The 24,127-nt window shown below is 57.4% G+C and carries 21 protein-coding genes; 14 read left to right on the top strand and 7 right to left on the bottom strand.

Features of this window, described 5'->3' with window-relative positions:
* Window positions 1-14: 14 nt before the first annotated feature.
* The gene (locus MTX78_RS04045) at window positions 15-1,325 is read right to left on the bottom strand and encodes an amidohydrolase (protein ID WP_243800134.1); all 1,311 of its coding nucleotides are present in this window, start codon (window positions 1,323-1,325) and stop codon (window positions 15-17) included.
* Between the two features lie 129 nt (window positions 1,326-1,454).
* On the opposite strand from MTX78_RS04045, the gene MTX78_RS04050 reads away from it, so the two are divergent.
* On the top strand, window positions 1,455-1,997 hold the full coding sequence (locus MTX78_RS04050) for an SMI1/KNR4 family protein (protein ID WP_243800136.1): 543 nt from the start codon (window positions 1,455-1,457) through the stop codon (window positions 1,995-1,997).
* 190 nt (window positions 1,998-2,187) lie between these two features.
* Entirely contained in the window at window positions 2,188-3,270 is a 1,083-nt protein-coding gene (gene fbaA, locus MTX78_RS04055; RefSeq protein ID WP_243800138.1) for a class II fructose-bisphosphate aldolase, read from the top strand.
* 136 nt (window positions 3,271-3,406) lie between these two features.
* Here the strand turns inward: fbaA and MTX78_RS04060 are convergent, their stop codons facing one another.
* Window positions 3,407-5,314, bottom strand: a complete 1,908-nt coding sequence (locus MTX78_RS04060) for a BamA/TamA family outer membrane protein (protein WP_243800140.1) — start codon at window positions 5,312-5,314, stop codon at window positions 3,407-3,409.
* A gap of 300 nt (window positions 5,315-5,614) precedes the next feature.
* On the opposite strand from MTX78_RS04060, the gene MTX78_RS04065 reads away from it, so the two are divergent.
* From MTX78_RS04065 to MTX78_RS04100, 8 genes are all read left to right on the top strand, one after another.
* Window positions 5,615-6,883 (top strand): putative DNA modification/repair radical SAM protein, encoded by a 1,269-nt coding sequence (locus MTX78_RS04065; protein ID WP_243800142.1) that lies wholly within the window; start codon window positions 5,615-5,617, stop codon window positions 6,881-6,883.
* A 108-nt stretch (window positions 6,884-6,991) separates the two neighbouring features.
* Entirely contained in the window at window positions 6,992-7,177 is a 186-nt protein-coding gene (locus MTX78_RS04070; RefSeq protein ID WP_243800144.1) for a hypothetical protein, read from the top strand.
* A gap of 50 nt (window positions 7,178-7,227) precedes the next feature.
* Complete coding sequence (locus MTX78_RS04075; protein WP_243800145.1) at window positions 7,228-8,118, top strand: alpha/beta fold hydrolase; 891 nt, start codon at window positions 7,228-7,230, stop codon at window positions 8,116-8,118.
* A gap of 89 nt (window positions 8,119-8,207) precedes the next feature.
* Window positions 8,208-9,176, top strand: a complete 969-nt coding sequence (locus tag MTX78_RS04080) for a TIGR03915 family putative DNA repair protein (RefSeq protein ID WP_243800147.1) — start codon at window positions 8,208-8,210, stop codon at window positions 9,174-9,176.
* Window positions 9,177-9,225: 49 nt separating this feature from the next.
* Window positions 9,226-10,080 (top strand): dTDP-4-dehydrorhamnose reductase, encoded by an 855-nt coding sequence (rfbD, locus tag MTX78_RS04085; RefSeq protein ID WP_243800149.1) that lies wholly within the window; start codon window positions 9,226-9,228, stop codon window positions 10,078-10,080.
* Window positions 10,081-10,405: 325 nt separating this feature from the next.
* Window positions 10,406-13,705, top strand: a complete 3,300-nt coding sequence (locus MTX78_RS04090) for an efflux RND transporter permease subunit (protein ID WP_243800151.1) — start codon at window positions 10,406-10,408, stop codon at window positions 13,703-13,705.
* Window positions 13,706-13,753: 48 nt separating this feature from the next.
* Window positions 13,754-15,277 (top strand): efflux RND transporter periplasmic adaptor subunit, encoded by a 1,524-nt coding sequence (locus MTX78_RS04095; RefSeq protein WP_243800153.1) that lies wholly within the window; start codon window positions 13,754-13,756, stop codon window positions 15,275-15,277.
* A 5-nt stretch (window positions 15,278-15,282) separates the two neighbouring features.
* A complete protein-coding gene (locus tag MTX78_RS04100; RefSeq protein ID WP_243800155.1) occupies window positions 15,283-16,761 on the top strand; it encodes an efflux transporter outer membrane subunit in 1,479 nt (492 codons plus the stop codon).
* A gap of 114 nt (window positions 16,762-16,875) precedes the next feature.
* On the opposite strand, the gene MTX78_RS04105 is transcribed toward MTX78_RS04100, so the two are convergent.
* The 3 genes from MTX78_RS04105 to MTX78_RS04115 all read right to left on the bottom strand — a co-directional run bounded on the left by MTX78_RS04105 (window position 16,876) and on the right by MTX78_RS04115 (window position 19,802).
* Entirely contained in the window at window positions 16,876-18,102 is a 1,227-nt protein-coding gene (locus tag MTX78_RS04105; protein WP_243800156.1) for an MFS transporter, read from the bottom strand.
* A 147-nt stretch (window positions 18,103-18,249) separates the two neighbouring features.
* A complete protein-coding gene (locus MTX78_RS04110; protein WP_243800158.1) occupies window positions 18,250-18,840 on the bottom strand; it encodes a DUF416 family protein in 591 nt (196 codons plus the stop codon).
* Window positions 18,841-18,875: 35 nt separating this feature from the next.
* A complete protein-coding gene (locus MTX78_RS04115; protein ID WP_243800159.1) occupies window positions 18,876-19,802 on the bottom strand; it encodes an AraC family transcriptional regulator in 927 nt (308 codons plus the stop codon).
* 222 nt (window positions 19,803-20,024) lie between these two features.
* On the opposite strand from MTX78_RS04115, the gene MTX78_RS04120 reads away from it, so the two are divergent.
* From MTX78_RS04120 to MTX78_RS04135, 4 genes are all read left to right on the top strand, one after another.
* Window positions 20,025-21,551 (top strand): aldehyde dehydrogenase family protein, encoded by a 1,527-nt coding sequence (locus MTX78_RS04120; protein WP_243800161.1) that lies wholly within the window; start codon window positions 20,025-20,027, stop codon window positions 21,549-21,551.
* 208 nt (window positions 21,552-21,759) lie between these two features.
* A complete protein-coding gene (locus MTX78_RS04125) occupies window positions 21,760-22,128 on the top strand; it encodes a hypothetical protein (RefSeq protein WP_243800163.1) in 369 nt (122 codons plus the stop codon).
* 65 nt (window positions 22,129-22,193) lie between these two features.
* The gene (locus MTX78_RS04130) at window positions 22,194-22,607 is read left to right on the top strand and encodes a DUF779 domain-containing protein (RefSeq protein ID WP_243800164.1); all 414 of its coding nucleotides are present in this window, start codon (window positions 22,194-22,196) and stop codon (window positions 22,605-22,607) included.
* A 78-nt stretch (window positions 22,608-22,685) separates the two neighbouring features.
* The gene (locus MTX78_RS04135; RefSeq protein WP_243800166.1) at window positions 22,686-23,003 is read left to right on the top strand and encodes a hypothetical protein; all 318 of its coding nucleotides are present in this window, start codon (window positions 22,686-22,688) and stop codon (window positions 23,001-23,003) included.
* Here the strand turns inward: MTX78_RS04135 and MTX78_RS04140 are convergent.
* Both MTX78_RS04140 and MTX78_RS04145 read right to left on the bottom strand, forming a co-directional pair.
* Window positions 22,996-23,460, bottom strand: a complete 465-nt coding sequence (locus tag MTX78_RS04140; RefSeq protein ID WP_243800168.1) for a nuclear transport factor 2 family protein — start codon at window positions 23,458-23,460, stop codon at window positions 22,996-22,998. The two genes, MTX78_RS04135 and MTX78_RS04140, sit on opposite strands and share 8 nt — an antisense overlap.
* Window positions 23,461-23,551: 91 nt before the next feature.
* The gene (locus MTX78_RS04145) at window positions 23,552-24,121 is read right to left on the bottom strand and encodes a YMGG-like glycine zipper-containing protein (RefSeq protein ID WP_243800170.1); all 570 of its coding nucleotides are present in this window, start codon (window positions 24,119-24,121) and stop codon (window positions 23,552-23,554) included.
* Window positions 24,122-24,127: the final 6 nt, after the last annotated feature.

Genomic DNA, 24,127 nt, shown 5'->3' on the forward strand with positions numbered 1-24,127 from the left:
ATGTAGCGCGCTCTTTACTTTTTCTTGGTCAAATAATCGGCGGCTAGCGTAGCCAGCGTCGTAACGCCCAGCGTGAAGCCGCTCTCTTCGATGTGAAACCCAGGGGTGTGGTGCGGGGCGGCAGTGGCAGGATTGCCCCCAGCCGGCATGCCCCCGAGCCACACAAACAGGCCCGGCACCTTCTCTTGGTAGCAAGCAAAATCCTCGGCTATCATGGAGGCTTTGGTTTCGCGCACCTTGTCTTTGCCGGCTGCGGTGCGCAGGGAAGGCAGCATCTGTTCGGTCAGGCCGGGATGGTTGATGGTAACCGGGGCGTAGTTGACGATGTCCACTTCGGCGGTAGCACCGGCACTTTCGGCAATGTTGGTGGCCGTGCGCCGGATGGCTGCCCATACTTTTTGCTGCATTTCTGGGCTGAGCGTGCGAATGGTGCCGGCCATTTCGGCCTGCTCCGGAATGATGTTGTTGCGCACCCCGGCTTGCATGATGCCCACCGTCAGCACGGCCGCATCTTCGGTTAGCTCTGTCTGGCGGCTGATAATGCTTTGCAGCCCCAACACAATCTGCGCCGACACCACTACGGGGTCTACCCCGAGCCACGGCGTAGCACCATGCGCCGACTTGCCTTTCACTTTGATGGTAAACACGTCGGAACTGGCCATTTCCGGGCCCGAACGGTATTCCAGGGTGCCTACCTCCCGTTGCGCGCTGATGTGCAGGCCGAAGATGGCGTCCACTCTGGGGTTGTCGAGGACGCCTTCCTGCACCATGAGGCGGGCCCCGCCCACCATGCCGGGCAAGGAGCCTTCCTCGGCTGGCTGAAAGATGAACTTCACCGTGCCCGGCAAGTCCTTGCGGACTTCACTCAGCACCGTGGCGGCGCCCAGCAGCATGGCCGTGTGCGAGTCGTGGCCGCAAGCATGCATCACGCCCACTTGCTGGCCGTTGTACTGCGCTTTCACCGTGGATGCAAAGGCTAGGCCGACTGGCTCAGTTACGGGCAGCGCGTCCATATCGGCTCGTAAGGCTACTACCGGGCCCGGTTTGCCGCCTTTCAGGATGCCCACCACACCGGTGCGGGCCACGCCCGTTTGCACTTCCAGGCCCAGCTTGCGGAGGTGGTCGGCTACCAATGCCGAAGTGCGCTTTTCGTCGTTGCTGAGTTCGGGGTTCTGGTGAATGTCGCGCCGCCAAGCAACTACATTCTTTTCTTGCAGGCGAGCCAACTTGGCTATTCGGGCATCAAGCGCAGCATTCTGGGCCAGCACCGGCGTAGCAGCCAGTAGAGACAAAGCGAAAAGGAAACGAGGTATATACAACATCATAAAGCGAAAAGGGAACCACACTAAAAAAAGGCGTGCCTGGGGCGTACCAGAGAAGACAAGATAAGCCCGTACGTTTACCCTAGTCTTCGGGATAGATAGACCCAGCCAGTTCATCAAACATACATAGCAATGAACAGCTTCAAGCACCTCCAGAAACAACCCTCTTTCGTTTACGGGGACGCTGCCTATCTACTACAGTACCGTTTCACCGACGGCGAGGGCTTCCCGCCATCCTACCTCGACTTTGCCCTGCAAGTAGGCTGGGGGAGGCTCTGTAACCTGTTCTTGGTCTACATCCCGGCGCTGGAACACGCCGACTCGTGGCCGGTTCAGTCGGCACGCATCAAAGGCTTTATGGATATTTTCTACCAGGAAATGGAGTATGACCCTTTCCTATTGGAGCCCGATGGATACCCAGGCATCGAGTCTGCCTTGGTACCCTTCGGGATGAGCGAAAACGGAGAGTACCTGGCTTGGGATAGCAGCCAGCGGAACGCAGCCAACGAATTCCCCATTTATGTAGTAGCAGCACGCATGGGGGGTATCCGGTATGGCGCCAGCAACTTGTACGACTTCCTGGCGAAGTGCACAAACGACCAAGAAGTAAAATCGGTGCTGGGAGCCGGGTACAGCAAGTTAGAACCAGTTTTCGAGCCTCTTCGTCTGGCTTGAGCGGTTGGTTAGGCCTGCCAGGATAGGCTTATTAATTGGTAGAGTTGTGAACTTTTGTTCTTTTGTACCCTAGCAGATCCTAACTTGGTGCCGTAGCTGGAAAAGCAAATGGCAGCACCAGCTCCGGTCCGGCGAAGTCATCCACTGGCTTGAACTCCCCACGTCCTGTTTATACCCTTTTTTCAATTCAATGGCTGAACAAACTCTTACTGGCCTGCGGGCTGGCGTCCTGCACGGCGACGAAGTGCAAGCCCTCTTCCAAGTAGCTAAGGCCAATGCCTTCGCTCTGCCCGCCGTCAACGTGACGGGTAGCAACACGGTGAATGCGGTATTGGAAACGGCTGCGGCCGTCAACTCGCCGGTTATCATTCAGTTCTCCAATGGTGGCGCGCAGTTTTTTGCGGGTAAGTCTATCCCCAATGGCGACCAGCGAGCCAGCATTGCCGGTGCTATTTCCGGTGCGCAGCACGTGCACCTCATGGCCGAGCTCTACGATGTGCCCGTGATTCTGCACACCGACCACGCCGCCAAAAAGCTTCTACCCTGGATCGACGGCCTGCTCGCCGCCGGCGAAAAGCACTTCGCCCAGTACGGACAGCCGCTCTACAGCTCTCACATGCTGGATTTGTCGGAGGAGCCCATTGAAGAGAACATCGAAATCTGCAAGCGCTACCTAGAGCGCATGAGCAAGATTGGCATGACGCTGGAAATCGAACTGGGCGTAACCGGCGGCGAAGAAGACGGCGTTGATAACTCGGATGTGGATAGCTCCAAGCTCTACACCCAGCCTGAGGAAGTGGCCTACGCCTACGAGCAACTGAGCGAGGTTAGCCCACGCTTTACCATTGCGGCCGCTTTCGGTAACGTGCACGGCGTATACAAGCCTGGCAACGTGAAGTTGCAACCTGTAATCCTGCACAACTCGCAGGAGTTCCTGCGGGAGAAGCACAACATTGCCGAGGCCCTGCCTATCAACTTTGTGTTCCACGGCGGCTCCGGCTCCAGCCAAGCTGAAATCCGCGAGGCCATCAGCTACGGCGCCATCAAGATGAACCTAGACACCGACTTGCAGTGGGCGCTGTGGGAAGGCATCAAGGATTACTACGTGAAAAACGAAGGCTTCTTGCAAGGTCAGATCGGCAACCCAAGCGGCGCCGACTCGCCCAACAAGAAGTACTACGACCCCCGCGTGTGGCTGCGTAAAGGCGAAGAAACCTTCATTGCTCGTCTCAAGCAGGCTTTCGAAGATCTAAACGCCATCAACCGCCGCTAGAAATTCAGCTTCACTGCAAGCGCCTCAAAACAGAAAGAGCCCCGAAACCATGTGTTTCGGGGCTCTTTCTGTTTAACGCACCGTAAACTCCTAGTGCATGCGTAAGCTGATTCCGCACACCATAGTATGTTGAAAACTACTCGTAGCGTGCAATGCCTGGTTGGCCGAAGCTGAAGTCGCTGAAGTCGTAGTAAGGGCGGGAGCTTTCGTAGATGCGGTAGCCGCTCTCGCTGGTGAGGCCGCGGGGATAGTAGCCCAGCAGGATTTGGATGGTCCGGATGGGGGTGTATTCGTTGCGGAAACGCAGGCCCGCGCCGAAGCCGGTGTACGGCTTGTCGTAGATGGGCAGCACGCGGCCAGAGCGGTTGTTGAGCCACGCTATGTCGGCAAAGAGGACGCCCGCCAACCGGAAGCCAAAGAAGGATACCGGCGTATAGACGGTGGTTTCGTAGTTGAGTACTGCCCGGCTGGTGCCGCGCAGGTCGCTGGTCGAGCGGAAGCCCCGCAAGCCCCGTTCGCCTTCAATCGTAAGGGGCAGGTCGCTGGAAAGGCGGTTCAACCCGATAGCCGTCCGGTTCCAGAGGAAATGCCGCCACTGGTAGTTGCCGGTGTGATAGAGGCGAGTGAAATACAGGATTTCCGTGCTGATTAGCCCCTGTTGCCAGTCGTGGGTAGAGGGACGGACGTAGGAGCCAAACTCACCGCTCAGGTACAAGTAGCCGGCGCGCGGACTATAGTTGGCCGTCGAGATTCGGGCGCCGTAGTAGTGGCGCCGGTCCTGGTCGTTGAGCTCGTAGCCCAGCGTGGCGCTGAGCAGTGTGCCGGTTGGGATGTCTTCTGTGCGGCCGAAGCCAAACAGGTATTTGTCTTTGTAGTAGCGCCGCACGCTGTAGCCAATGGTGCCCAGCAAGGCATTGGCGTTCAGGAAGTCGGAGTTAGGGCGAATGGTATGGTGCGTGCGCAACAGCCGGGCCGACAAAATCATGCGGCCGGGGTTATCGTAGCCCAAATCATAGCTACGCAGCGGCAAGGAACGGCCCACCCACAAATCCTGGGTGGTGTAGCGAATAGGGGAGTAGTCGGGCTCCTGGCCGGGCGGGGGCTGCCTAAGCAGCAGCCGGTAGTTGTAGGAGTTCAACGACAACGCCCCGGCGTACTTGGTATTGATAGAGTAGAAGTCGCGGCTAAGCGTAACGCCCCCCTGCCGGTTCTGATACTCGTTTTGGTAGCGGGCTTCCCCGTAGATGAAGTTGCGGAACGGCACCCGGTAGCTGCCACGGTAACTCCACGATTGTGGCTGGCGGCGCCCGTACTCGTAGCGGTTGCGGAACTGGTGTCCCTGGCCCAGAAAATTCTGGTCGCGCAAGCCAATCACGGCCGCGCCCACGTCGCGCACCTCCACCGACCCGCTCAAGCTGAACACATCCTTGGTTACAATTTCCACGTCCACGCTGTCGGCTGAGCTGGTGCGCTCGTTCACAAACACCCGAGCGTCTAGCAACTCAGCAGTCTGGCGTAGCAAACGCTCTGATTCGGCCAGGGCTTGCGGCTCTAGCTCCGAGCCGGCCCGAAACAGCAACACCTGTCGGACCCGGGCCTTCGAGGTCTTCATGTGGAAGAAGTTGCCGGTTTTCTCTAGCACGTTGCGCGGAATGCGGGTGGTGTCGGAGATGCTGTAGCCGAAAGCCGTCAGCGTCCGGATGTTGATGTTGCGTACTATTTTATAGTTGTGGCGGTCGTATTGGCGGTCCAGCAAGGCCGCATCTAGGCCCGCTTGGTCTTCACGGCGCGGCGTGAAGTTGAAAAGAGCTGCCGCTGCTTTGCCGGCAATGGTTTTGCGCTTGGTGTACGCCTTGAGGCCGTTGAGTAGGCGTTCTTGGTCGAAGCGCCGCCGTAGGGAGTCGGTGCTGACGGCTGGGCGGCGGGTGGTATCGGTAGGCTCAATTACTCGGGAAGTATCAGCAGGCGTGGTCGTGGTGGTTTGGGCCAGCGTGGGGAAAGCCCCAAGCCACAAGAATGCCCACACATACACCACATACTTCATACGACAGAATTCAACCCTTGCAAGGTACAGCGTTCTTAAGAGGTTTGCCACACGCTGATCGTTGCAAAACGCCCCGAAAACAGGGATAAAAATAGCGCTATCGTTCCGACGCAGGAGGCAGCCGAGTTAGCTGGTTCAACGATTCAGACTCAGCTACCTCCCGCGTCGAAACGGCAACGTTGTTGTCTGACAATGCAGGAGAAATACTCGGCAGTTTCGGAACAATTCCAACGAAATTAGTCTTGATGTATAGTGCAACTATCAGCACAAGCCCCTATTTTTAAGCCCAGATACAGCCCGATGAACGACCAGCGCATTCAGGAAAAGCTAAGCATTTTGGCAGACGCCGCGAAGTACGACGTATCGTGCTCCAGCAGCGGTGGCAAGCGCAAAAACGAGTCCAAGGGCCTCGGCAATGCGGAAGGTATGGGCATCTGCCACAGCTACACTGAAGACGGCCGTTGCGTGAGTCTGCTCAAGATTTTGCTTACCAACCATTGCATCTTCGACTGCGCTTACTGCGTGTCGCGCAAGAGCAACGACGTGAAGCGGGCGGCTTTCACTGTTGACGAAGTAGTGGACCTGACCATGAACTTCTACCGTCGTAACTACATCGAGGGGTTGTTCTTAAGTTCCGGCATTTTTTCGTCGCCCGACTATACAATGGAGCGCCTCGTGCGCATCATCAAGAAGCTGCGCACTGAGCACAATTTCAACGGCTATATCCACGTGAAAGCCATTCCGGGCGCTTCGGAGGAGCTGATTCAGGAGGCGGGCCTGTACGCCGACCGTTTGAGCGTGAACATCGAGCTGCCCTCGGAAATGAGCTTGCAGAACCTGGCGCCGGAAAAGAATTACGAGGAGATTCTGACCCCGATGGCCCAGATTCGGGACGGTATCACCAAAAACAAAGAAGAGAAGGCGCTTTTCAAGAAGGTGCCGCAGTTCGCCACGGCCGGCCAGAGCACCCAGCTTATTGTAGGCGCTTCCGCTGAAAACGACCTCGAAATCATCAACCTGACCGACTCGCTCTACAAAGGCTACGGCCTGAAGCGGGTGTACTACTCGGGCTACATCCCCGTCACCGACGATGCGCGTTTGCCGCAAGTGACGCAGCCGCCCCTCATCCGGGAGCACCGCCTCTACCAGACCGACTGGCTGATGCGCTTCTACGGCTTCCAGGCCGACGAAATCCTGGACCCTGCGCACCCCTTCCTCGATCTGGAAGTGGACCCCAAGCTAGCATGGGCCTTGCGCAACCGCCACGTATTTCCGGTGGACGTGAATTCGGCAGACTACGAAATGATTTTGCGCATTCCAGGTGTTGGGGCGCGCTCAGCGAAGCGTATTGTGGCCGCTCGCCGGTTTGCGCCTATCACGCTCGACCATCTGCACAAGTTTGGAGTGGTGCTGAAGCGAGCCAAGTTTTTCCTGACTTGCCGCGGGCAGGCCTTAGAGAAGCGCGACTACGACGAGCAAACCATTCGCCGCCAAATTCTATTTGGCGCAGGCTCGGTGCGGTCAGCCCTCGTCACCCAGCAACTCGACCTTTTTGCCCAAGCCTCTTAGGGGCTTGGGACTAGAAGGTTGGTTGCGAAAAGGAGTGTCCGGGAATATAAAAACAGATTGTTCTTACATAACCACTTGAAAACAAACCACTATTAACCAACTTCTACCATGACCATCTCACATCGCGCCGCCGACGCGTCGGCTGCCTCTCTCGACGCTTCCACTCCCAAGAAAGTAGCCCGTATTGCCTGCTGCTGCAAGCTTTCCGACCTGTTGCCCATTGTGCAGCAACTCCACCGGGAGGCGGCCCACGCCAACGCCACGCGGGCTCGGCGGCAGTCGGAGGCGGCTTGAAGCTGATAGCTGGGCAGTAACCCTACGCCTGGTTGTGGGGTACGCGTAGCATGGCTTTCGAAATCGAGCATCACTACGTCCGTACCAACGGCATTACGCTGCACGTGGCACAGTGCGGCCCTCCTGCTGGGCCGCTAGTTGTCTTGTTGCATGGCTTTCCAGAATTCTGGTACAGTTGGCGCAAGCAAATTCCGGCGCTGGCCGAAGCTGGCTACCGCGTGTGGGTGCCCGACCAACGCGGCTACAACCTCAGCGACAAACCCAAGGGGGTAGCCAATTACCAGATAGACCGATTAGGCGCCGACATACTTGATTTGCTGGATGCGGCCGGCCAAGCCCAGGCGATGATCATCGGACACGACTCGGGTGCGGCGGTGGCTTGGTGGCTGGCTGCCCGGCACCCGGCGCGGGTGGCACGAGTAGGTATTTTGAACGTGCCGCATCCGGCGGTGCTGGGTCGGGCGCTGCGCAAAACCCCGCGCCAATTGCTGAAAAGCTGGTATATCTTCTTTTTCCAGTTGCCGGTGCTACCCGAGAAGATGTTCCGGCGGAAAGAATACAAGTTTGGGCGTGGGTCGTTGCGCGGTACCAGCCACCCCGATACTTTTTCCTCGTATGACCTGCAGCAATACGTGAGGGCCTGGGCCCAGCCGGGTGCCGTCACGGCCATGATCAACTGGTACCGAGCAGCATTTCGCAACTCGCAGCGCGTGGGCAAGGTGGGCCGCATCACCGTACCCGTGCGCATTCTGTGGGGGCAGCAGGATACCTTTCTGGAACCTGAACTAGGGCGCTTAAGCGTGGCTATGTGCGACCAAGGCGAGCTAACCTATTTCAAACAGGCCACGCACTGGCTGCATCAAGAAGAGCCGACCGCCGTAAACAAGTTGCTGCTGGAGTTCTTACAAGGACAGCCTCAGGTACAGAAAGTCATTGGCTAGCCTAGTTCCGAAGAATGTTGTGCGTGAACCGGGGGTGGGGCAATAACTGACTGTATGCGCATCAGTAACTTCGACCGTATTCCCTACTTATGAGCCGTTCGCTTACGCCGTATAATCGCCGGAAGGCAACTGTAGCTGCTGCCTCGGCTACGCCCCGCCCAACGGCGCCCGCCCTGACGAATGCGCCGTTGGATTACGCATACGACGGCTCGTTCGAGGGTTTGCTGACGGTGCTCTTTGCTGTGTACGACCGGAAGGCGGCGCCTAATAGCATTCAGCCCTTGGGGGAAGTGCAAGGTGGCCTGTTCGCGCAACCCGTCCAGATCGATACCAATGAGGCCACGGCTACCCGGGTATGGGATGGCCTGCTGCGCCACATGGACAAAGAAGCCCGCGCCCGGCTCTACCACGTGTTCCTGAGTGAGCAGCCAGACCGGGAGCTGCTGGTTTTTCGCTATGCTGATTTGGCGATGCGCTCAGCCCGCGACATTTCAGAAAACTACGCCGACGATAACGTGCGCCGGGTGGCGCATATCGCGCAGCAAATGTTCCGCGAAAAGCACCGAATGGAGGCGTTTGTGCGCTTCGAGAAAACCAGTGACAACCTCTTTCACGCCACCATCGACCCGGACTTTGACGTGTTGCCGCTCATTGCGCCTCACTTCACCAAACGGTACGCCGACCAACGCTGGCTGATATTCGATAAGCGACGCCGCTACGGCCTGTATTACGACCTGCAGCGCACCGACGTAGTGCAATTTGAAACCAGCACGCCGCAACGCAGCACCGATATTTCAGCTACGGTGCTTGATGAGCGGGAGCCGTTGTTCAAGCTGCTGTGGCAGTCGTATTTCGACCACGTCAACATCCCGGAGCGTAAGAACATGAAGCTGCACCGGCGCCACATTCCGCTACGGTACTGGCGCTACCTGAGCGAGAAGCAGCCCCGGGAGCAACGCTTTCAGCCCATCAACAACAAGCGGCCCGTGCAGCCCGGTGGCCCTGCTCTGCCGCCAGCTCCCTCAGACCCGAATGACTCAGAGCCTGGAAAAGCCTAATTTGCGGCCTACACGCACATAACAGGCTTTTTATTCCAGCAGTATTTCTATGAGTACAACCCTCGTTTTTGGTGGCACTGGCCAGCTCGGCCAATGCTTGCAGCACGTAGCACGCGAAAGAAATTTAACCGACATCGTTTTCCTGCCGGAAGAACAGGCGGATATTCTGGATGCCGGTAAGCTGCAGGCTGTATTTAGGCAGTATCAGCCCGCGTATTGTATCAACTGCGCTGCGTATACTGCCGTAGACAAAGCCGAAGACGAAGTGGACATTGCTCGCCGCGTCAACCGCGACGGAGCGGAAAACCTGGCCCGGTTGTGCAGTGAGTTCAATACCACGCTCATCCACATTTCCACCGACTTTGTGTTTGCTGGCACCGGCAACCAGCCCTTAGTGGAAACCGACGAAGCCGCGCCCATCAGCGTCTATGGCCTTACCAAGCTGGAAGGCGAGCAGGTAATACCAACGCACACCAGCCAGTACTTTGTGTTGCGCACCAGTTGGCTGTATTCCGAATACGCCAATAATTTCGTGAAAACCATGCTCCGGTTTGGTCGGGAGCGGGAGGAGATGCGCGTTATCTGGGACCAAGCTGGCACGCCCACCTACGCTATTGACCTGGCTGGTTGCATCCTAACCATTATCGAAAGCCAGAGCCAGGCCTACGGCATCTACCACTACAGCAACGAAGGCCTTACTTCCTGGTACGACTTCGCCCAAGCCATCTTCGAGCTAAGCAACACGCCGGTTCGTACTGTACCCATTCGTACCGCTGAGTACCCCACCAAGGCGACCCGCCCTGCCTACTCAGTGATGGACAAGACCAAGGTGAAAACCACATTCCAAGTCGCCATTCCGCACTGGCGCGACAGCCTGAAAGTGTGTTTGAGCCGGCTGTCATAGGATGTAGCGCGAAGCCTGCGCTTCGCTTACCGTTACTCGATAAGCCTTGCAACATCAGCAGTGCCAATCGTTCGACGAGGCGCGAAGCCCGCGCTTCGCGCTACAGCCTACGACAGCGAGGGTTAGATTTATAAGCCGCATCCTGCCTAGCAGAATGCGGCTTTTCTGTCTTGTGCCACTGAACATCATCTTGGCCTTGTTCAGCTATGCGCTTGAAAATTCCGTAAGGTTATTTCTGGTTGGAACGTGTCAATCAATAGCTTAAGGAATTGCCTGTATGTGGATAGTGCGGTTGGCGATAGCGCGGCCCTATACGTTTTTGGTCATGGCGCTGCTGATTATAGCCGGTGGTATCGTGACTATTCGCACCATGGCCGTGGATATCTTCCCGGAAGTGAACATTCCGGTGGTGGGCGTGGTGTGGTCGTACTCGGGCATGAGCGCCGAGGAGATGAACAAGCGGGTACTCACCGTCAACCAGCGGGTGTACACCACCACCGTCAACAATATCGAGCATCTGGAGTCCCAGTCGATAAAAGGGGTGGGGCTAATCAAGGTGTTTTTCCAGCCCGGCACCGATCCTGATGCGGGCGTGGCCCAGATTACCGCTATTACGGCTACCCTGCTGCGGGGGCTCCCCCAAGGCATTGGCGCACCACTGATTGTCCGTTACTCGGCTTCCAATGTGCCCATTGCCCAGGCTAGCCTATCGTCGGAAACCCTCGGAGAATCTGACCTGTACGACGCCAGCAGCGCCTTTATCCGGCCGGGACTGGCCGTTGTCAAAGGTGCTTCCTTGCTGGTGCCCATCGGAGGGCGGCCCAAGCAGATTATGGTGGACCTGGACCCAGAAGCACTAGCCGGTAAGGGCCTTTCTGGCAACGATGTGGTGCAAACGCTGGTCACGCAAAACGTGATTCTGCCTGCCGGTGTCGCCAAACTCGGCACCCGCGAATATGACGTGCGCCTTAACAGCAGCCCCGAGGTCATTGCCACCCTCAACGATTTGCCTATCAAAACGGTAGATGGAGTGCCGGTCTATGTTCGTGACGTGGCTTTCGTGCACGAGGGAGCGGCTGTGCAAACCAACATTGTGCGCCAGAACGGCCAGCGCACGGCTATTATCCCCATTCTTAAAAGTGGCTTAGCGAGCACGCTGGATGTTATTGAGGGTATCAAAAAGGAGTTGCCGCGGGTGAAAGCCACTGCGCCAGAAGGCCTGGATATCAAGCTGCTCTTCGACCAATCGTTTTTCGTGCGGGCCTCCATTCAAGGGGTGGTGCTGGAAGGCTGCGCCGCCGCCGCACTTACCGGCCTCATGATTCTGCTGTTTCTGGGTTCCTGGCGCTCCACGTTCATGATTACGCTGTCTATTCCGCTGTGCGTACTGGTGGCCATCATCGTGCTGAACGCGCTAGGGCAAACGCTCAATATCATGACCCTAAGCGGCTTGGCGCTGAGTATGGGCAACTTGGTGGATGACGCTACGGTGGAAATAGAGAACATCCACCGCAACATGGCCATGAAGAAAGGCGTGAAAAAAGCCATTCTGGATGGTGCCGGGCAAATTGCCTTGCCCGCGCTGGTATCCACGGTGGGCCTGGCCATTGTGTTCGTGCCGATTTTCTTTTTGACTGGTGTGGCCTCGTCCATTTTCACCCCACTGGCTCTGACGGTGATTATCGTGCTGTTCGTGTCCTACTTCCTGTCCCGGACCCTGTTGCCCACCATGGCCATGCGCCTGCTCCGCACCGAGCTGCCCATCTACCACCGCCAGGGCCCCGACGTTATGCCCAGCGACGAATACCGCGACGGCCGCAAAGTGAGCAAGCACGCCTTGGAGCTGGAGCGCCTGCGCCGGACCGAAATGGACAAGGAAATATCGGCCGACTTAGGGGAAGATGCGGCTGAGGAACCGCTGACTACCAAAGAAAAGAAAGCAGCCAAACAGCTGGAAAAAGGCTGGATCTGGCGCGTACACAAAAAGTTCGACAAAGGGTTTGACTGGGTGCGCGACCATTACCGCGACGCCCTGGATTGGTCGTTGGACCACCGGCCGCTGGTGGTGGGCTGCTTTGTGGTGCTGTTTGCCGGCTCTATGGCATTGTATCCGTTCATTGGGCAGGATTTCTTTCCGAAAGTGGATGCTGGCCAGTTGCGCATGCACGTGCGCACACCCACCGGCACTCGGGTAGAAGAAACCGAGCGGCGTTTCCGAGAAGTGGAGCAAGTGATTCGGCAGGTGATTCCGGCCGAAGAGCTGGAATTGGTGCTTTCCAACATTGGGTTGCCTTACGTGCCTATCAACCTTTTGCTCAGCGACAACCCCGTAATTGGCCCCGGCGACGGAGAAATCAGGGTGTCATTGAAGGAAAAGCACGGCCCGAGCGAGGAGTACGTAACCGAAATCCGGCGGCGCCTCAAAAAGCAATATCCAGACCTGACGGTGTTTTTCCAGCCTGCCGACATTGTTAACCAGACCTTGAATTTCGGCTTGCCTGCCCCCATTGATGTGCAGGTGACGGGCCGCAAGGTGGAGGAAAACCAAAAGATAACGCAGCGGCTTCAGAAGCAGATTGCGGCCATACCGGGGGTTGTCGATGCGTTTATTTTCCAAACTAAAACGCCTCAGATTCGGCTGGACGTGGACCGGGTGCGTGCGCAACAGGCTGGCCTAGCGCAGCAGGACGTCGCCGACAACGTGCTGGTCAACCTAAGTTCCAGCACCCAAACCAACCCCAACCAGTGGCTCAACCCCGAAAGCGGCGTTAACTACACCGTGGCCGTGCAGACGCCCCCGCGCGAGCTTACTACGCTCGATGATGTGCGCAACATCGGCGTCACGAGTGCCAACCAGCCTCAGGCGCAGTTGCTGAGCAGCTTTGCTGAAACCCGCCGCTCGGAAACCGTGGCCGTGGTCAGCGACTACGACATCCAACGTTCCCTCGACGTGTACGCCAGCGTGGAAGGCCGCGACTTGGGCGGGGTAGGCAAGGAAATCCGCGACATCATCAAAGAAGCCAAAAAGAAGCTGCCCGAAGGCACTGAAATCAAGCTGCGCGGCCAGTTAGAGTCCATGACCACTTCGTTTACTGGTTTGGCGCTCGGAGTACTGGCTGCTATTGTGTTGTTGTATCTGCTGATGGTGGTCAACTTTCAAAGCTGGCTCGACCCGTTTATTATCATCATGGCGTTGCCTGGGGCGCTTTCAGGGATGCTCTGGATGCTGTTCGTAACCCAGACTACGTTCTCGGTGCCTTCGTTGATGGGGGCCATCATGACCATTGGGGTGGCCACGGCGAACAGTATTCTAGTGGTGAGCTTTGCCAACGAGCGGCGCGAGGAACAGCCCGACCTCTCGCCCCGCGACGCCGCCATTGACTCCGGCGTAACTCGTCTGCGGCCGGTGCTGATGACGGCCCTAGCCACCATTATTGGCATTACGCCCATGGCGCTGGCGTTAGGCGAGGGTGGCGAGCAGAACGCCCCACTCGGGCGGGCCGTGATTGGGGGCTTGATTATGGCCACGTTCACCACGCTGTTTTTCGTGCCCATCATGTTCAGCTACCTCAAGAAAAAGCAGGTGGTGGTAGAAGCCGAAAAAACGCAAAAAGCCGCTGCCTAGCCCACCGTATCCTACTCTATTTCGCTTTCGCCGTCCGTTACCGCTCCTATGCCGTTCGATCCTCCAAAACGCCCTCATTCCGATGACCCTGAAGCCGAGCGCCCCACCAACCAGGACGACGAAGACCAGCCGGCAGCCGATGATGGCGTAAACCACAACAGCCCTGAGCAGGCCGTACGCGACCATATGCACTTCGGCGAAAGTGAGTCGAGGGAAGAGAAAAAGGAACGCGAAGCCGCAGAAGCGGAAGCCAAGGAGAAGGCCGACAAAGGCAAGAAAAACAAGAAACCAACCGACGCCGCAGACGAAGACACCGAGGAGGAAGACGAGGACGACACCGATGCCGAAAAGCCGAAGTCGCGCTCCAAACGCACGTTTTGGATAGTCATGCTACTTGTGGTCGCACTGTTTATCGGGTTACTGCTGGTTGGGCTGCTGCCGCGCCTCAAGAAAGACAAGGCGCGCAAAGAGGAAGCTCAGGCGGCCGCCAATGCCCTACCCATCGTGACGGTGGAGCCGGCTAAGAAAGCGCCTGACACCACGCGGGTGGAACTGCCTGCTAACACGCGCTCCAACCGCGAAACCTACGTTTTCGCCCGTACCAACGGCTTCGTGCAGTCCTGGTACGCCGACATTGGCGCGAAAGTGCGGCGCGGGCAGTTGTTGGCCGTAGTGGCTACGCCCGAGCTCGACCAGCAAGTGGTGCAGGCTCGCGCCAACCTCAATCTGGCCCGCACCACCTACGACCGGCTGCGTAACATCGAGCTGCCGGGTGCCATTTCGCGGCAGGAACTCGACCAGGGGCAGGCGCAGTATGAAGCCCAGCGTGCTATTGTCAATCAGTTGCTGGCCCAGCAGGCCTTCAAGCGCGTGACGGCCCCTTTCTCCGGCATCGTGACCCAGCGCAGCATCGAGGTGGGGTCGTTGGTTTCAACCAGTAATGCAGAAGGTACGCAACTGTTCAAGCTAGAGCAGACCGACACGATACGCGCCTTCGTGAACGTGCCGCAGAACTTTGTGCCCAGTATTCGCACAGGCTTACCGGCCGCCGTCATCGTGCCGGAGTTCCCAGACCGGACATTCACGGGTAGAGTATCGCGGGAAGCTGGCGCTTTGGTGCCGGAAACGCGCACCTTGCTCACGGAAGTGAAGGTGCCCAACAATGAGCAGTTGCTACGCCCCGGCATTTTTGCGCAGGTGCGCTTTCAAGTGCCGCGCACCGGGGCGAGTGTTGTTATTTCAGCCAATACTCTGGTGCCCGGTGGCTTGGAGCAGCGCGTGGTGATGGTACGTGACAAGAAGATTCATTACCAGGTAATCGAGCCTGGCCGCGACTTTGGCGACGAACTGGAGGTGGCCAAAGGGCTGAAAGGCGGGGAACTGCTGGTCGTCAACCCTACCGAAACCCTGCGCGAAGGCCAAGAAGTGGAAATGCGGAAGCCCAAGGAAGAAAAGAAGTCGGATGGCCCGACGGGTGCCAAGCCTAAATCCCCTGACCCGCTCTACAACCCCAACCGCCCGCGTGTTTCCACTCCCGGAGACGAGGACAAGAAAAAAGACAAGAAGAACTAACCGGTATGAAGTCATTCTCACCGACGCTTTGTGCCTATTACTTCTCCGCCGCCTTGTTGCTGGCCTTGGCTGGGTGTGCCCGCAGCCCTGGCTACAAAGCACCCAATGTGCCAACCCCGGCGGCTTGGAAAGCCGGCCAGGATTCGATGGTAGCAGGACTAGCACCAACTAGCCAGCCACCGGAAGCACCCGCCACACTACAGCAGGCGCCGGCCGCCCCGGCGTGGTGGGCTCTGTTCAACGACCCTGAACTTGCCGCTATTGAGCAGCAAGTAGTTGCTCAAAACTTCAGCTTGCAAGCTGCCGCCGCCCGGGTGCAGGAAGCCGGCGCCAACCTGCGCGTGGCAAATTCCTACCGAATGCCGCTGGTTTCGTTGGACCCACAAGCCTACCGGACTCGCCTTTCTGCGCTGCGCCCCCTGCCCGTTACCGTCGACAATGGCAACCGTAACCTCGGCGTCACGCAAACGCAGTACTACATTCCGCTGAATGTCAGCTATGAGTTGGATGTGTGGGGCCGCATCCGGAGCAGCGTGCGGGCTGCCTCCGCTGAGGCCGATGCCACCGAAGCTGCCCAGCGCGCTGCCCACTTGCTGCTCACCGCCGATGCGGCCGCCTATTACTTCGGGCTGCGGGGACTTGACACGGAATTGGCCGTGCTCGATAGTGCCCGCCAGGGCCGAGCGCAGAGCTTGCAGCTCACCCAAGCCCGCTTCAAAGCCGGCGTCGACAACGAAATATCAGTGCGGCGGGCTGAAACCGAGCTTGCCAGCGTGGAAGCCACCTTCATTGAAACGCGTCGGCAACGCCAGGGCTTCGAAGCGGCTTTGGCTACGCTAGCAGGGCAGCCTGCGAGTACCTTCCGTCTTGTGCCGCGCCCAACGCTGCTGCTAGCCCCGCCAGTACCCATTACGGTGCCCGCCAACCTACTAGCCCGCCGCCCCGATTTGCGCGAAGCCGAGCGCCAGCTAGCTGCCGCCAATGCTCGTATTGATGTGGCACGCCTCACCCGGCTGCCCACTGTCCGTCTGAACGGGTTTATTGGGTCGCAAAGCGCCGAGTTCAACGGCCTAACCAAAATCGACGACAGCTACACCTACTACGTAGCCGGAGTGGTAAGTATCCCCATCTTCAATGGCGGCCGCAACCGTGCCAACCAGCAAGTGGCCGAAGCCCAATATAACGGCCTGACTGCCGAATACAAACAGGCCGCGTTGGTAGCCTTTCAGGAAGTGGAAACCGCCCTTGCCAATGTGCAGCAAAGCCAGCAGCAAGTGGCCGCTCAGCAACGCGCCTTGCGTGCTGCCCGGCAGGCCGGCCAACTCACGGCCGAACGGTACCGCACGGGCCTCACCAACTACTTTGAAATTGTGGATGCCGACCGCCAAAGCCTGGAAGCGGCTCGCCTACTGGTGCAAGCGCAAGCCAACCAGCTAACGTACACTGTGCAGCTGGTACGGGCACTAGGCGGCACGTGGGAGTAATTTACACGCCCTAGTTGACGCCAAAACTAGGTAAGCTCCCCCTGAAACCGGTTTCCTGTTACGGAAGGGACGGAAGCTAACCTTTCGGCGCTACATGGCTCCTGCTGTGTGGGCTTACCGGGCGTAGAACCGATTGATCAGATACGCGGCCACTCCAAAAGCCACTCCTACGCTGCACACGCCGGGCCAGTGGAAATGCGTCCAGGCCCAAGCGCCGGTAAACGAGCCCACGGAGGCGCCCATGAAGGCGGTCGTCATGTACACAGTATTGAGGCGGCTGCGCGCTTCCGGAATCAGCGTGAAAATGCGAGCTTGGTTGGAAACGTGGGTCATCTGTTGGCCTACATCAAGTATGACCACTGCTATGACAAGCCCCACCAGGTAGTAGCCCCCAAAGGCCAGCAGCACATACGCTCCCAGAAACAGCAGAATCCCGAAGTTCAGGCCGTAGTCAGCGCCTTTGGTATCGGCTGATTTGCCGGCAGCAGAGGCAGCAAACGCCCCACTAGCCCCAATAAGGCCGAAAAGCCCGGCTATGTCGCTGCCATAGCCGTAGGCGTCGCTTTCCAAAAAGAAAACCAAGGTGGTCCAGAACACGCTGAACCCGCCGAACATGCAGGCACCCACCAACGCCGAGCGCCGCAGCACGGGCAGGTCGCGGGTGAGGGTGCCCAACGAGCGGAGCAGGCTACCGTAGCTGCCCGCAAATTGGGGTTGATTGCGCGGCAGCATCCGGGCCAGAATACCCGTAAGCACCACCATGATGGCAGCACCCACCCAAAACATGGTGCGCCACCCGAAATGCGCGCCCACGTAGCCACTTATCGTGCGCGAAACTAGAATACCAATCAGCAGCCCGCTCATCACTTTGCCTACCACCCGGCCTCGCTCTTCATTGGACGCCAAGGAAGCCGCCATGGGCACTAACAGTTGCGGAACCGCCGAGAAAATGCCAATGCAGAGGCTGGCAACGGCCAAAACGGCAAACGATGGAGCAAACGCCGCGGCGGCCAGACACACTGCGGCGGCCAGTAGCAGCACCAAAATCAAACTTTTCCGCTCCCGTTTGTCGCCAAGCGGCACCACGAATAGCAAGCCAATCGTGTAGCCGACTTGTGTGATGGTGGCTATCAAGCTCACCTTGCTTTCAGAGAGTTGAAACGTGCGGCCGATTTCGGCTAGCAAAGGCTGGTTGTAGTAGATATTGGCTACTACTAGCCCGCAGGTGGCGGCCATCAGCCACACCAGCGCCGGCGCAAGGGGAGGATGAGGAACCGGAAAATCAGGACGCGCGTCCTCGGGCGCGGCGGGTTGCGAGACAACCCTTGCTGCTTCTTTCATGTGATGCTATTGCCGCCGCTGCACTACGGCAGCAACGAGTACGGCCTCAGATACCACGAAAGAAGGCAGAAGGTTTTCAAGAACGGTCTACGGTGGCAGTGCTATGCTTAAAAGACTTGCCTCGCGTAACTACCCGCCGATATTCCGCTAGAGCCCGGCCAGGCGCTGTAGCGCCACCATCGGGTAAATGCCATTGAGCGCTTTTAGGGCCGCAACAGTAGCGGGCGTAACATCGGCAACCGGCTGCAAGGCCGCCAACAGCTTGTCGCGCCTTGCCTGTTCCTGCCGCATGTACGGGTCGGCTTGCAGTATCTCGTTGAAGTCTTCCTCGTCCGGGTCAAGCTCCTGATACATCTGCACAAACGTGTCGATGCATTCCGTTACGGCGGTCAGATGGTTGTGGAAGTGCGTTTCCTGCTGGGTGGAAACGAAGAGTAGCGCCTCGTACAGCACAACGCACGCATCGAAAGCATACGATACCAACAGGTTGTCGAACTCATCTAAATCCGGAAACAGATGGTGCGTTTCCGTCAGGACCTGGGTTGCTGCCGTGGTGGAGTTGCCGAGGCTGAAGCTGTATAAGGCATCGATGCCACGGGCGTATAAGGCTAGGTCGCCCCATTCCTCTGCTTCACAGAAATCGGCGTAGAGGGGCTGCATCTTCTCGCAGGTAAGTGCGGCCACTAGGGCCTTATGGCGAGCTGGTAGCTGAAAAATGGAGGTAATAGAATCTGCCACGAATGCAAGTAGGCTAATTACCGCCAAATAATTGCTTACACCGCGTGCTGCTTTTTGTAGAGGCCTGGCGTCATGCCTTCGTATTGCTTGAAGAGTTTCTGAAAATACGCCGTATTGTTAAAGCCCGCCCGGAAGCAGACATCCGCCACCGAAGTAAGCGGGTTGCGCAACAAACGCTTGGCCTCGGCCAGCCGCTCCTGTATGATATACTCGATAGGAGTGAGGCCCAGTTCCCGCTTGAAAACCCGGAAAAAAGTGGCTTTGCTCATGCAAGCTAAGGCGCTAAGCTTCTCCACCGTAATCTGTTCGGTAAGATGCTGCTTGATGTACTGCACCACCGCCGCGAAGCGGTGCGACGTTACGTGCTGCTTGTAGTTGTGGAAAATGAGCTGCCGCGCCTGGGTCTGCATCAGGCGCACCAGCATTTCCTGAATAGTGAACGTGGCTAGCACGTCCTTCACCCGGCCCGTGTCACGGGAAAGCTGCACGAGGCGCTCTAGGGTGCCGGTAAGCTCGGGGGTGTTCTGAAAGTGAGCGTGGTCGAGGGTGTCGAGCTGCCAGGGCAAGTGCTCCTCGGCGCGGGGCTGCTGCTCGTTCAGCAAATCCACCGTTTGGCGGATAGTGTCGTTGGGAATAGCCACGGCAAGGCACTGCGTGGGGTTATCTTCGTCGGCTTCGGGAAAGTCGATGAGCATGGTTTCCTCTTGGCCAACCACCACTGACTCGCCGGGTAAGTAGTTGAATGATGGCCGGCCAGCGAGGTGCATCACTTTCTTGCCACGCAACATGGTGGTTAAAACCAGGTTGCCCATGCTAAGCGGTACCTGGTGCGCGGTGCGGTGCGTTTCGAACACATTCAACTCAAAGGCCTCTAACGTATAGACCGTCCGGTTTTCAACCAATGAAGTGAGTTGGTCGGCTTGGCGTAGTGCAATGGGAGCGGGCAGGTGGGATGGGTGCATGAGTTCGGGGGAATATCATGGAGCAGAAAAGGAGCGCAGACACTAGGTCACCACTACAAGATAGTGAGTCATCACTTACGGGTAGCGGCTTCTGTATCTACAAAGGCAGGAAGGGGGGTATAAGTTGCGACAATAGGTGGCTTTTGTGAGAGAATACTACAGCTATTTGGGCAGGCAGACGGGTAGCTTGGGGTATCGAACTCCAACCTCACTTTAGCGCTGATGGAAACCCTAGAAAAACCCACCACTCTCGTTGCCCGGCCCCAATTTAAGTCACACTACGACAACTTCATTGGCGGTAAGTGGGTAGCTCCCGTCAAAGGTCAGTACTTCGAGAACCCATCTCCTATCGATGGGAAAGCATTTTGTAAGGTCGCGCGCAGCACCAAAGAAGACATCGAACTAGCGCTTGATGCGGCGCATGAGGCGTTTAAGAGCTGGAGCAAAACCTCGGTTACCGAGCGCAGCAACATCCTCAACAAAGTGGCTACCATCATCGAGGAGAACCTAGCGCACTTGGCGGCCGTGGAGTGCGTAGAAAACGGCAAGGCCATTCGGGAATGCATGGCCGCCGACCTGCCCCTGGTCGTCGACCACTTCCGCTACTTCGCTAGCGTTATTCGGGCCGAGGAAGGCAGTGCCACCGAATTGAACGCCACCACATTGTCGATGAACATTCAGGAGCCGCTGGGCGTGGTGGGCCAGATTATTCCCTGGAACTTCCCGCTGCTGATGGCTACCTGGAAGCTGGCGCCCGCGCTGGCGGCCGGCTGCTGCGTGGTAATGAAGCCAGCCGAGCAAACGCCGGCCTCCATCATGGTGCTCATGGAGTTGCTGCAAGACGTATTGCCGCCCGGCATCGTGAATGTAGTGAACGGCTTTGGGCTGGAAGCAGGCAAGCCGCTGGCTTCCTCGCCGCGCATCCAGAAAGTGTCGTTCACGGGCGAAACCACCACGGGCCGCCTCATCATGCAGTACGCCTCCGAAAACATCATCCCCGTGACGATGGAGCTAGGTGGCAAGTCGCCGAACGTGTTCTTCAAGAGCGTGATGGATGCCGACGATGATTTCCTCGATAAAGCCATTGAAGGCGCGGTGATGTTCGCCCTCAACCAAGGCGAAATCTGCACTTGCCCCTCGCGGATGCTGGTGCAGGAAGACATCTACGACGAGTTTATTGCCCGCGTGATTGAGCGGGTGAAAGCCATCAAGCTCGGCAACCCGCTCGACATGGACACTATGATGGGCGCCCAAGCCAGCAACGACCAGTTCGAGAAAATCTTGAGTTACCTAGAGATTGGGAAGGCGGAAGGGGCCGAAGTGCTGATCGGCGGTGAGGCCTACCACCAGGAAGACGGTGCCCTGGCCGAGGGCTACTACATCCAGCCCACCATGTTCCGCGGCCATAACAAGATGCGCATCTTCCAGGAGGAAATCTTTGGCCCTGTGGTATCGGTGACTACCTTCAAAACGGTAGAGGAAGCCATTGAAATAGCCAATGACACGCTCTACGGCCTCGGTGCCGGCGTCTGGACCCGCGACGCGCACGAGCTGTACGAAGTGCCGCGCGCCATTCAGGCCGGTCGTGTGTGGGTGAACTGCTACCACGATTATCCGGCCGGTGCTCCGTTCGGTGGCTACAAATCGTCGGGTTTTGGGCGCGAGAACCACAAGATGATGCTTAGCCACTACCGCCAAAACAAGAACATGCTGATTTCCTATAGCCAGCAGAAGCTCGGGTTCTTCTAGGCTAGTACAAAAAAGAAAAGCTGTCGGTCTAAGCTTACCGAAGCATCTCACTAGGGTGGTTACTACTCCACCGAGATGGTTCGGTAAGCTCAGCCCGGCGGCTTTTTTCATTTCGCTACCAGTTATTTGTTCCCTTATCGAGACTGGCGCAACGCTTTAAGAGAAACATTCGTCATTATCAACGGATGTGCTTAATTAGCTGATGATTATGCCTGATTCGTGTAAGGTGATGCTTGTGGTTGGGGCAATGTTGTTTGTCGGTAGTTCAGCGCATGCCCAAAAGCTGCCCATCCCTGGCCAGAAGAACCCGGATTGGTCGTTGCAAAAAACAAGGGAGGTGCAGTCTGCGGTCCTATTGAATAAGCAGCCTGTTCCACCGCCCATGCCAAACGGAATGCAAGAAGGCTCCAACTACTATGAAGACGGGAAGTTGAAAATCATTTATGAGCCAAGCCTCGGAATTCGCTACAACATGTCAGCTATACAAAGAGGCGTTGTGCGCGTGCAGAATCTGAGGACCGGCACTGTGTACACCTACGTCCGCAAAGGAGTTGTTGCTCCTTACAATCAAAAGTAAACTCCTGTAGCCTCCTTGTCTGGCTGCGGGCTACCGCTCGTACTCCTGAACCAACAACCGCCTACATGCATACCGAACCAACTCCCCGCGTACTCGTAACCCCAGCCGCCGAGGCTACCATCGACCTGCTTCGCGACGAGCACGGCCCCCTTATGTTTCACCAAAGTGGTGGCTGCTGCGACGGGTCTTCGCCCATGTGCTTTGCCGCCGGCGAGTTTCGGGTGGGTACCAACGACGTCTGGCTTGGCCAGATTCACGACTGCAACTTCTTTATGAGCGCCAGCCAATTCGATTATTGGAGGCACACCCAACTGACGGTGGATGTTGTGAAAGGCCGGGGGGCTAGCTTCTCGCTGGAAATTCCCTTGGGTGTTCGGTTTCTGATTCGTTCCCGCCTGTTTACGCAAGAGGAAGAGCATAACATGGCGCCGGTGTATGATGGCGAAGAGTATCTGACACGGCCCACCGAGACGCAATAACACCCTGTTGTTAAGGTATAAGTAAAAGCAAAAGCCCCCGGCAACTAGTTGCCGGGGGCTTTTCAACGTACAGAGGGTATGGGGCAGGATTTGTTGATGCAAGTGGAAAAGAGCGTTAGCCTGACAGGCCTGGGCGTCTTGTTGCTGCCAGCGCAACTGCTACCCCTGTTGCAGACCTACGATTTACACTCGCAGTGGCTCATACACCTCGTGTTTCCAGACGGTACCGAAACAGAAGCCCACGCCAGCGTCGAAGAAATATCTCGCCCCGCTGATTCAGTAGGCGCAGTGGCCGTTGAAACTAGAGCTTTATTACTAACGGAAGAAGGAGCAGGACCCGTGCCAACTGGTACCCTGGTGTACTTGATGAAACAGCAGGACTGGTTTATTACTTAACTCGAACCGGCAAGCCTTCCAGCTGCACGTAGCTAAGTTTCCAGGCGTTTTTGGCGTTCTTCTTCCAGAGTAAAATGAAGTTGCCTTCGCCCTCGCCACGGGGCGAGTTAGGGCCTTCGGGTACTACTTCCGTGGAGAACGTGCCGGCCTCGTAGGCTATCTGGGTATCGGCCCCGGAGGTGGTAGCGTAGGTTTTCAGGTCAGTGATGGTGCCTAGCGTAGCGCGCACCCACTTGTCGGATACTTCCGACTTGCCTTTGTAGTGCGTTTCCCCTTGCGAATATTGAATATCGTCGGCCAGCAGGGTGTCGAGCTGCGCGGTATTTCTGCTGTTCCAGGCACCAATGAACTGCTGGTTGAGAGTCGAGACGTTCACGGCTTCTGCAGGCTTGTTTTCAGACGACGAGCAAGATGCCAGGGAAGCTGCCGCAAGCAGCCAGCCGAAATAGGTTTTCATGAGAATAAGGGTTTGGTAAGTTGGTTGATGGGGGAGGATGAAAAAACCCAGGCCAAGAGGCCCGGGTTTTCTGTTTCAGAACGCGAAAGAACTACCAGCTCTTTCTGCGAACTTCCGAGCTAGGATAGGCACTCGTACGGTCGCCGTATGCCGCGTTGGGTAAGTAAGACAGACCCGAAGCCGTAGGAGCGTAAGCAGCCTGGCTGGCGTTGGAGTTGAGCGTGTACATCACACCGGCACCGGTGCCAGCCGTGAGGGCAGCAGCGCCAGCAGGAGCAGCCGAGTTTCTGGCGGCCAAGGCACTGCCTTGTTCTAAACCAGATTTATAAGCGGCGGCGCGTTGGGCTTCGGCGCGACGAGCAGCGGCTACGCGGTTGGCTTCGGCGCGGTTGGCGGCAGCAACCCGGGCAGCTTCAGCTTTGCGCTTGTTGTCGGCGTTTTTACCAATTGCATAGCCCAGACCAGCACCAGCAACGCCACCTACTGCACCACCTACTACGCGGTTGCGCTTGTTGATAAGGGCACCAGCGGCGGCACCACCCAAGCCACCAATTACGGCTCCTTTAGCGTGCGAGCTTATGCGGTTTTGAGCCTGCGTAGAGTAACTGAAAACAGAAGCAAACATCAAAACCAGGGCGAGAATCAAACTGACCTTTTTCATGACAAA

It is taken from the genome of Hymenobacter tibetensis, assembly GCF_022827545.1.
Taxonomy (GTDB): domain Bacteria; phylum Bacteroidota; class Bacteroidia; order Cytophagales; family Hymenobacteraceae; genus Hymenobacter; species Hymenobacter tibetensis.

Excerpts from the sequence above, each read along its gene's own strand:
- MTX78_RS04045 (WP_243800134.1), bottom strand. The coding sequence starts at position 1,325 with ATGATGTTGTATATACCTCGTTTCCTTTTCGCTTTGTCTCTACTGGCT.
- MTX78_RS04050 (WP_243800136.1), top strand. The coding sequence starts at position 1,455 with ATGAACAGCTTCAAGCACCTCCAGAAACAACCCTCTTTCGTTTACGGG.
- fbaA (WP_243800138.1), top strand. The coding sequence starts at position 2,188 with ATGGCTGAACAAACTCTTACTGGCCTGCGGGCTGGCGTCCTGCACGGC.
- MTX78_RS04060 (WP_243800140.1), bottom strand. The coding sequence starts at position 5,314 with ATGAAGTATGTGGTGTATGTGTGGGCATTCTTGTGGCTTGGGGCTTTC.
- MTX78_RS04065 (WP_243800142.1), top strand. The coding sequence starts at position 5,615 with ATGAACGACCAGCGCATTCAGGAAAAGCTAAGCATTTTGGCAGACGCC.
- MTX78_RS04070 (WP_243800144.1), top strand. The coding sequence starts at position 6,992 with ATGACCATCTCACATCGCGCCGCCGACGCGTCGGCTGCCTCTCTCGAC.
- MTX78_RS04075 (WP_243800145.1), top strand. The coding sequence starts at position 7,228 with ATGGCTTTCGAAATCGAGCATCACTACGTCCGTACCAACGGCATTACG.
- MTX78_RS04080 (WP_243800147.1), top strand. The coding sequence starts at position 8,208 with ATGAGCCGTTCGCTTACGCCGTATAATCGCCGGAAGGCAACTGTAGCT.
- rfbD (WP_243800149.1), top strand. The coding sequence starts at position 9,226 with ATGAGTACAACCCTCGTTTTTGGTGGCACTGGCCAGCTCGGCCAATGC.
- MTX78_RS04090 (WP_243800151.1), top strand. The coding sequence starts at position 10,406 with ATGGCGCTGCTGATTATAGCCGGTGGTATCGTGACTATTCGCACCATG.
- MTX78_RS04095 (WP_243800153.1), top strand. The coding sequence starts at position 13,754 with ATGCCGTTCGATCCTCCAAAACGCCCTCATTCCGATGACCCTGAAGCC.
- MTX78_RS04100 (WP_243800155.1), top strand. The coding sequence starts at position 15,283 with ATGAAGTCATTCTCACCGACGCTTTGTGCCTATTACTTCTCCGCCGCC.
- MTX78_RS04105 (WP_243800156.1), bottom strand. The coding sequence starts at position 18,102 with ATGAAAGAAGCAGCAAGGGTTGTCTCGCAACCCGCCGCGCCCGAGGAC.
- MTX78_RS04115 (WP_243800159.1), bottom strand. The coding sequence starts at position 19,802 with ATGCACCCATCCCACCTGCCCGCTCCCATTGCACTACGCCAAGCCGAC.
- MTX78_RS04120 (WP_243800161.1), top strand. The coding sequence starts at position 20,025 with ATGGAAACCCTAGAAAAACCCACCACTCTCGTTGCCCGGCCCCAATTT.
- MTX78_RS04125 (WP_243800163.1), top strand. The coding sequence starts at position 21,760 with ATGCCTGATTCGTGTAAGGTGATGCTTGTGGTTGGGGCAATGTTGTTT.
- MTX78_RS04130 (WP_243800164.1), top strand. The coding sequence starts at position 22,194 with ATGCATACCGAACCAACTCCCCGCGTACTCGTAACCCCAGCCGCCGAG.
- MTX78_RS04135 (WP_243800166.1), top strand. The coding sequence starts at position 22,686 with ATGGGGCAGGATTTGTTGATGCAAGTGGAAAAGAGCGTTAGCCTGACA.
- MTX78_RS04140 (WP_243800168.1), bottom strand. The coding sequence starts at position 23,460 with ATGAAAACCTATTTCGGCTGGCTGCTTGCGGCAGCTTCCCTGGCATCT.
- MTX78_RS04145 (WP_243800170.1), bottom strand. The coding sequence starts at position 24,121 with ATGAAAAAGGTCAGTTTGATTCTCGCCCTGGTTTTGATGTTTGCTTCT.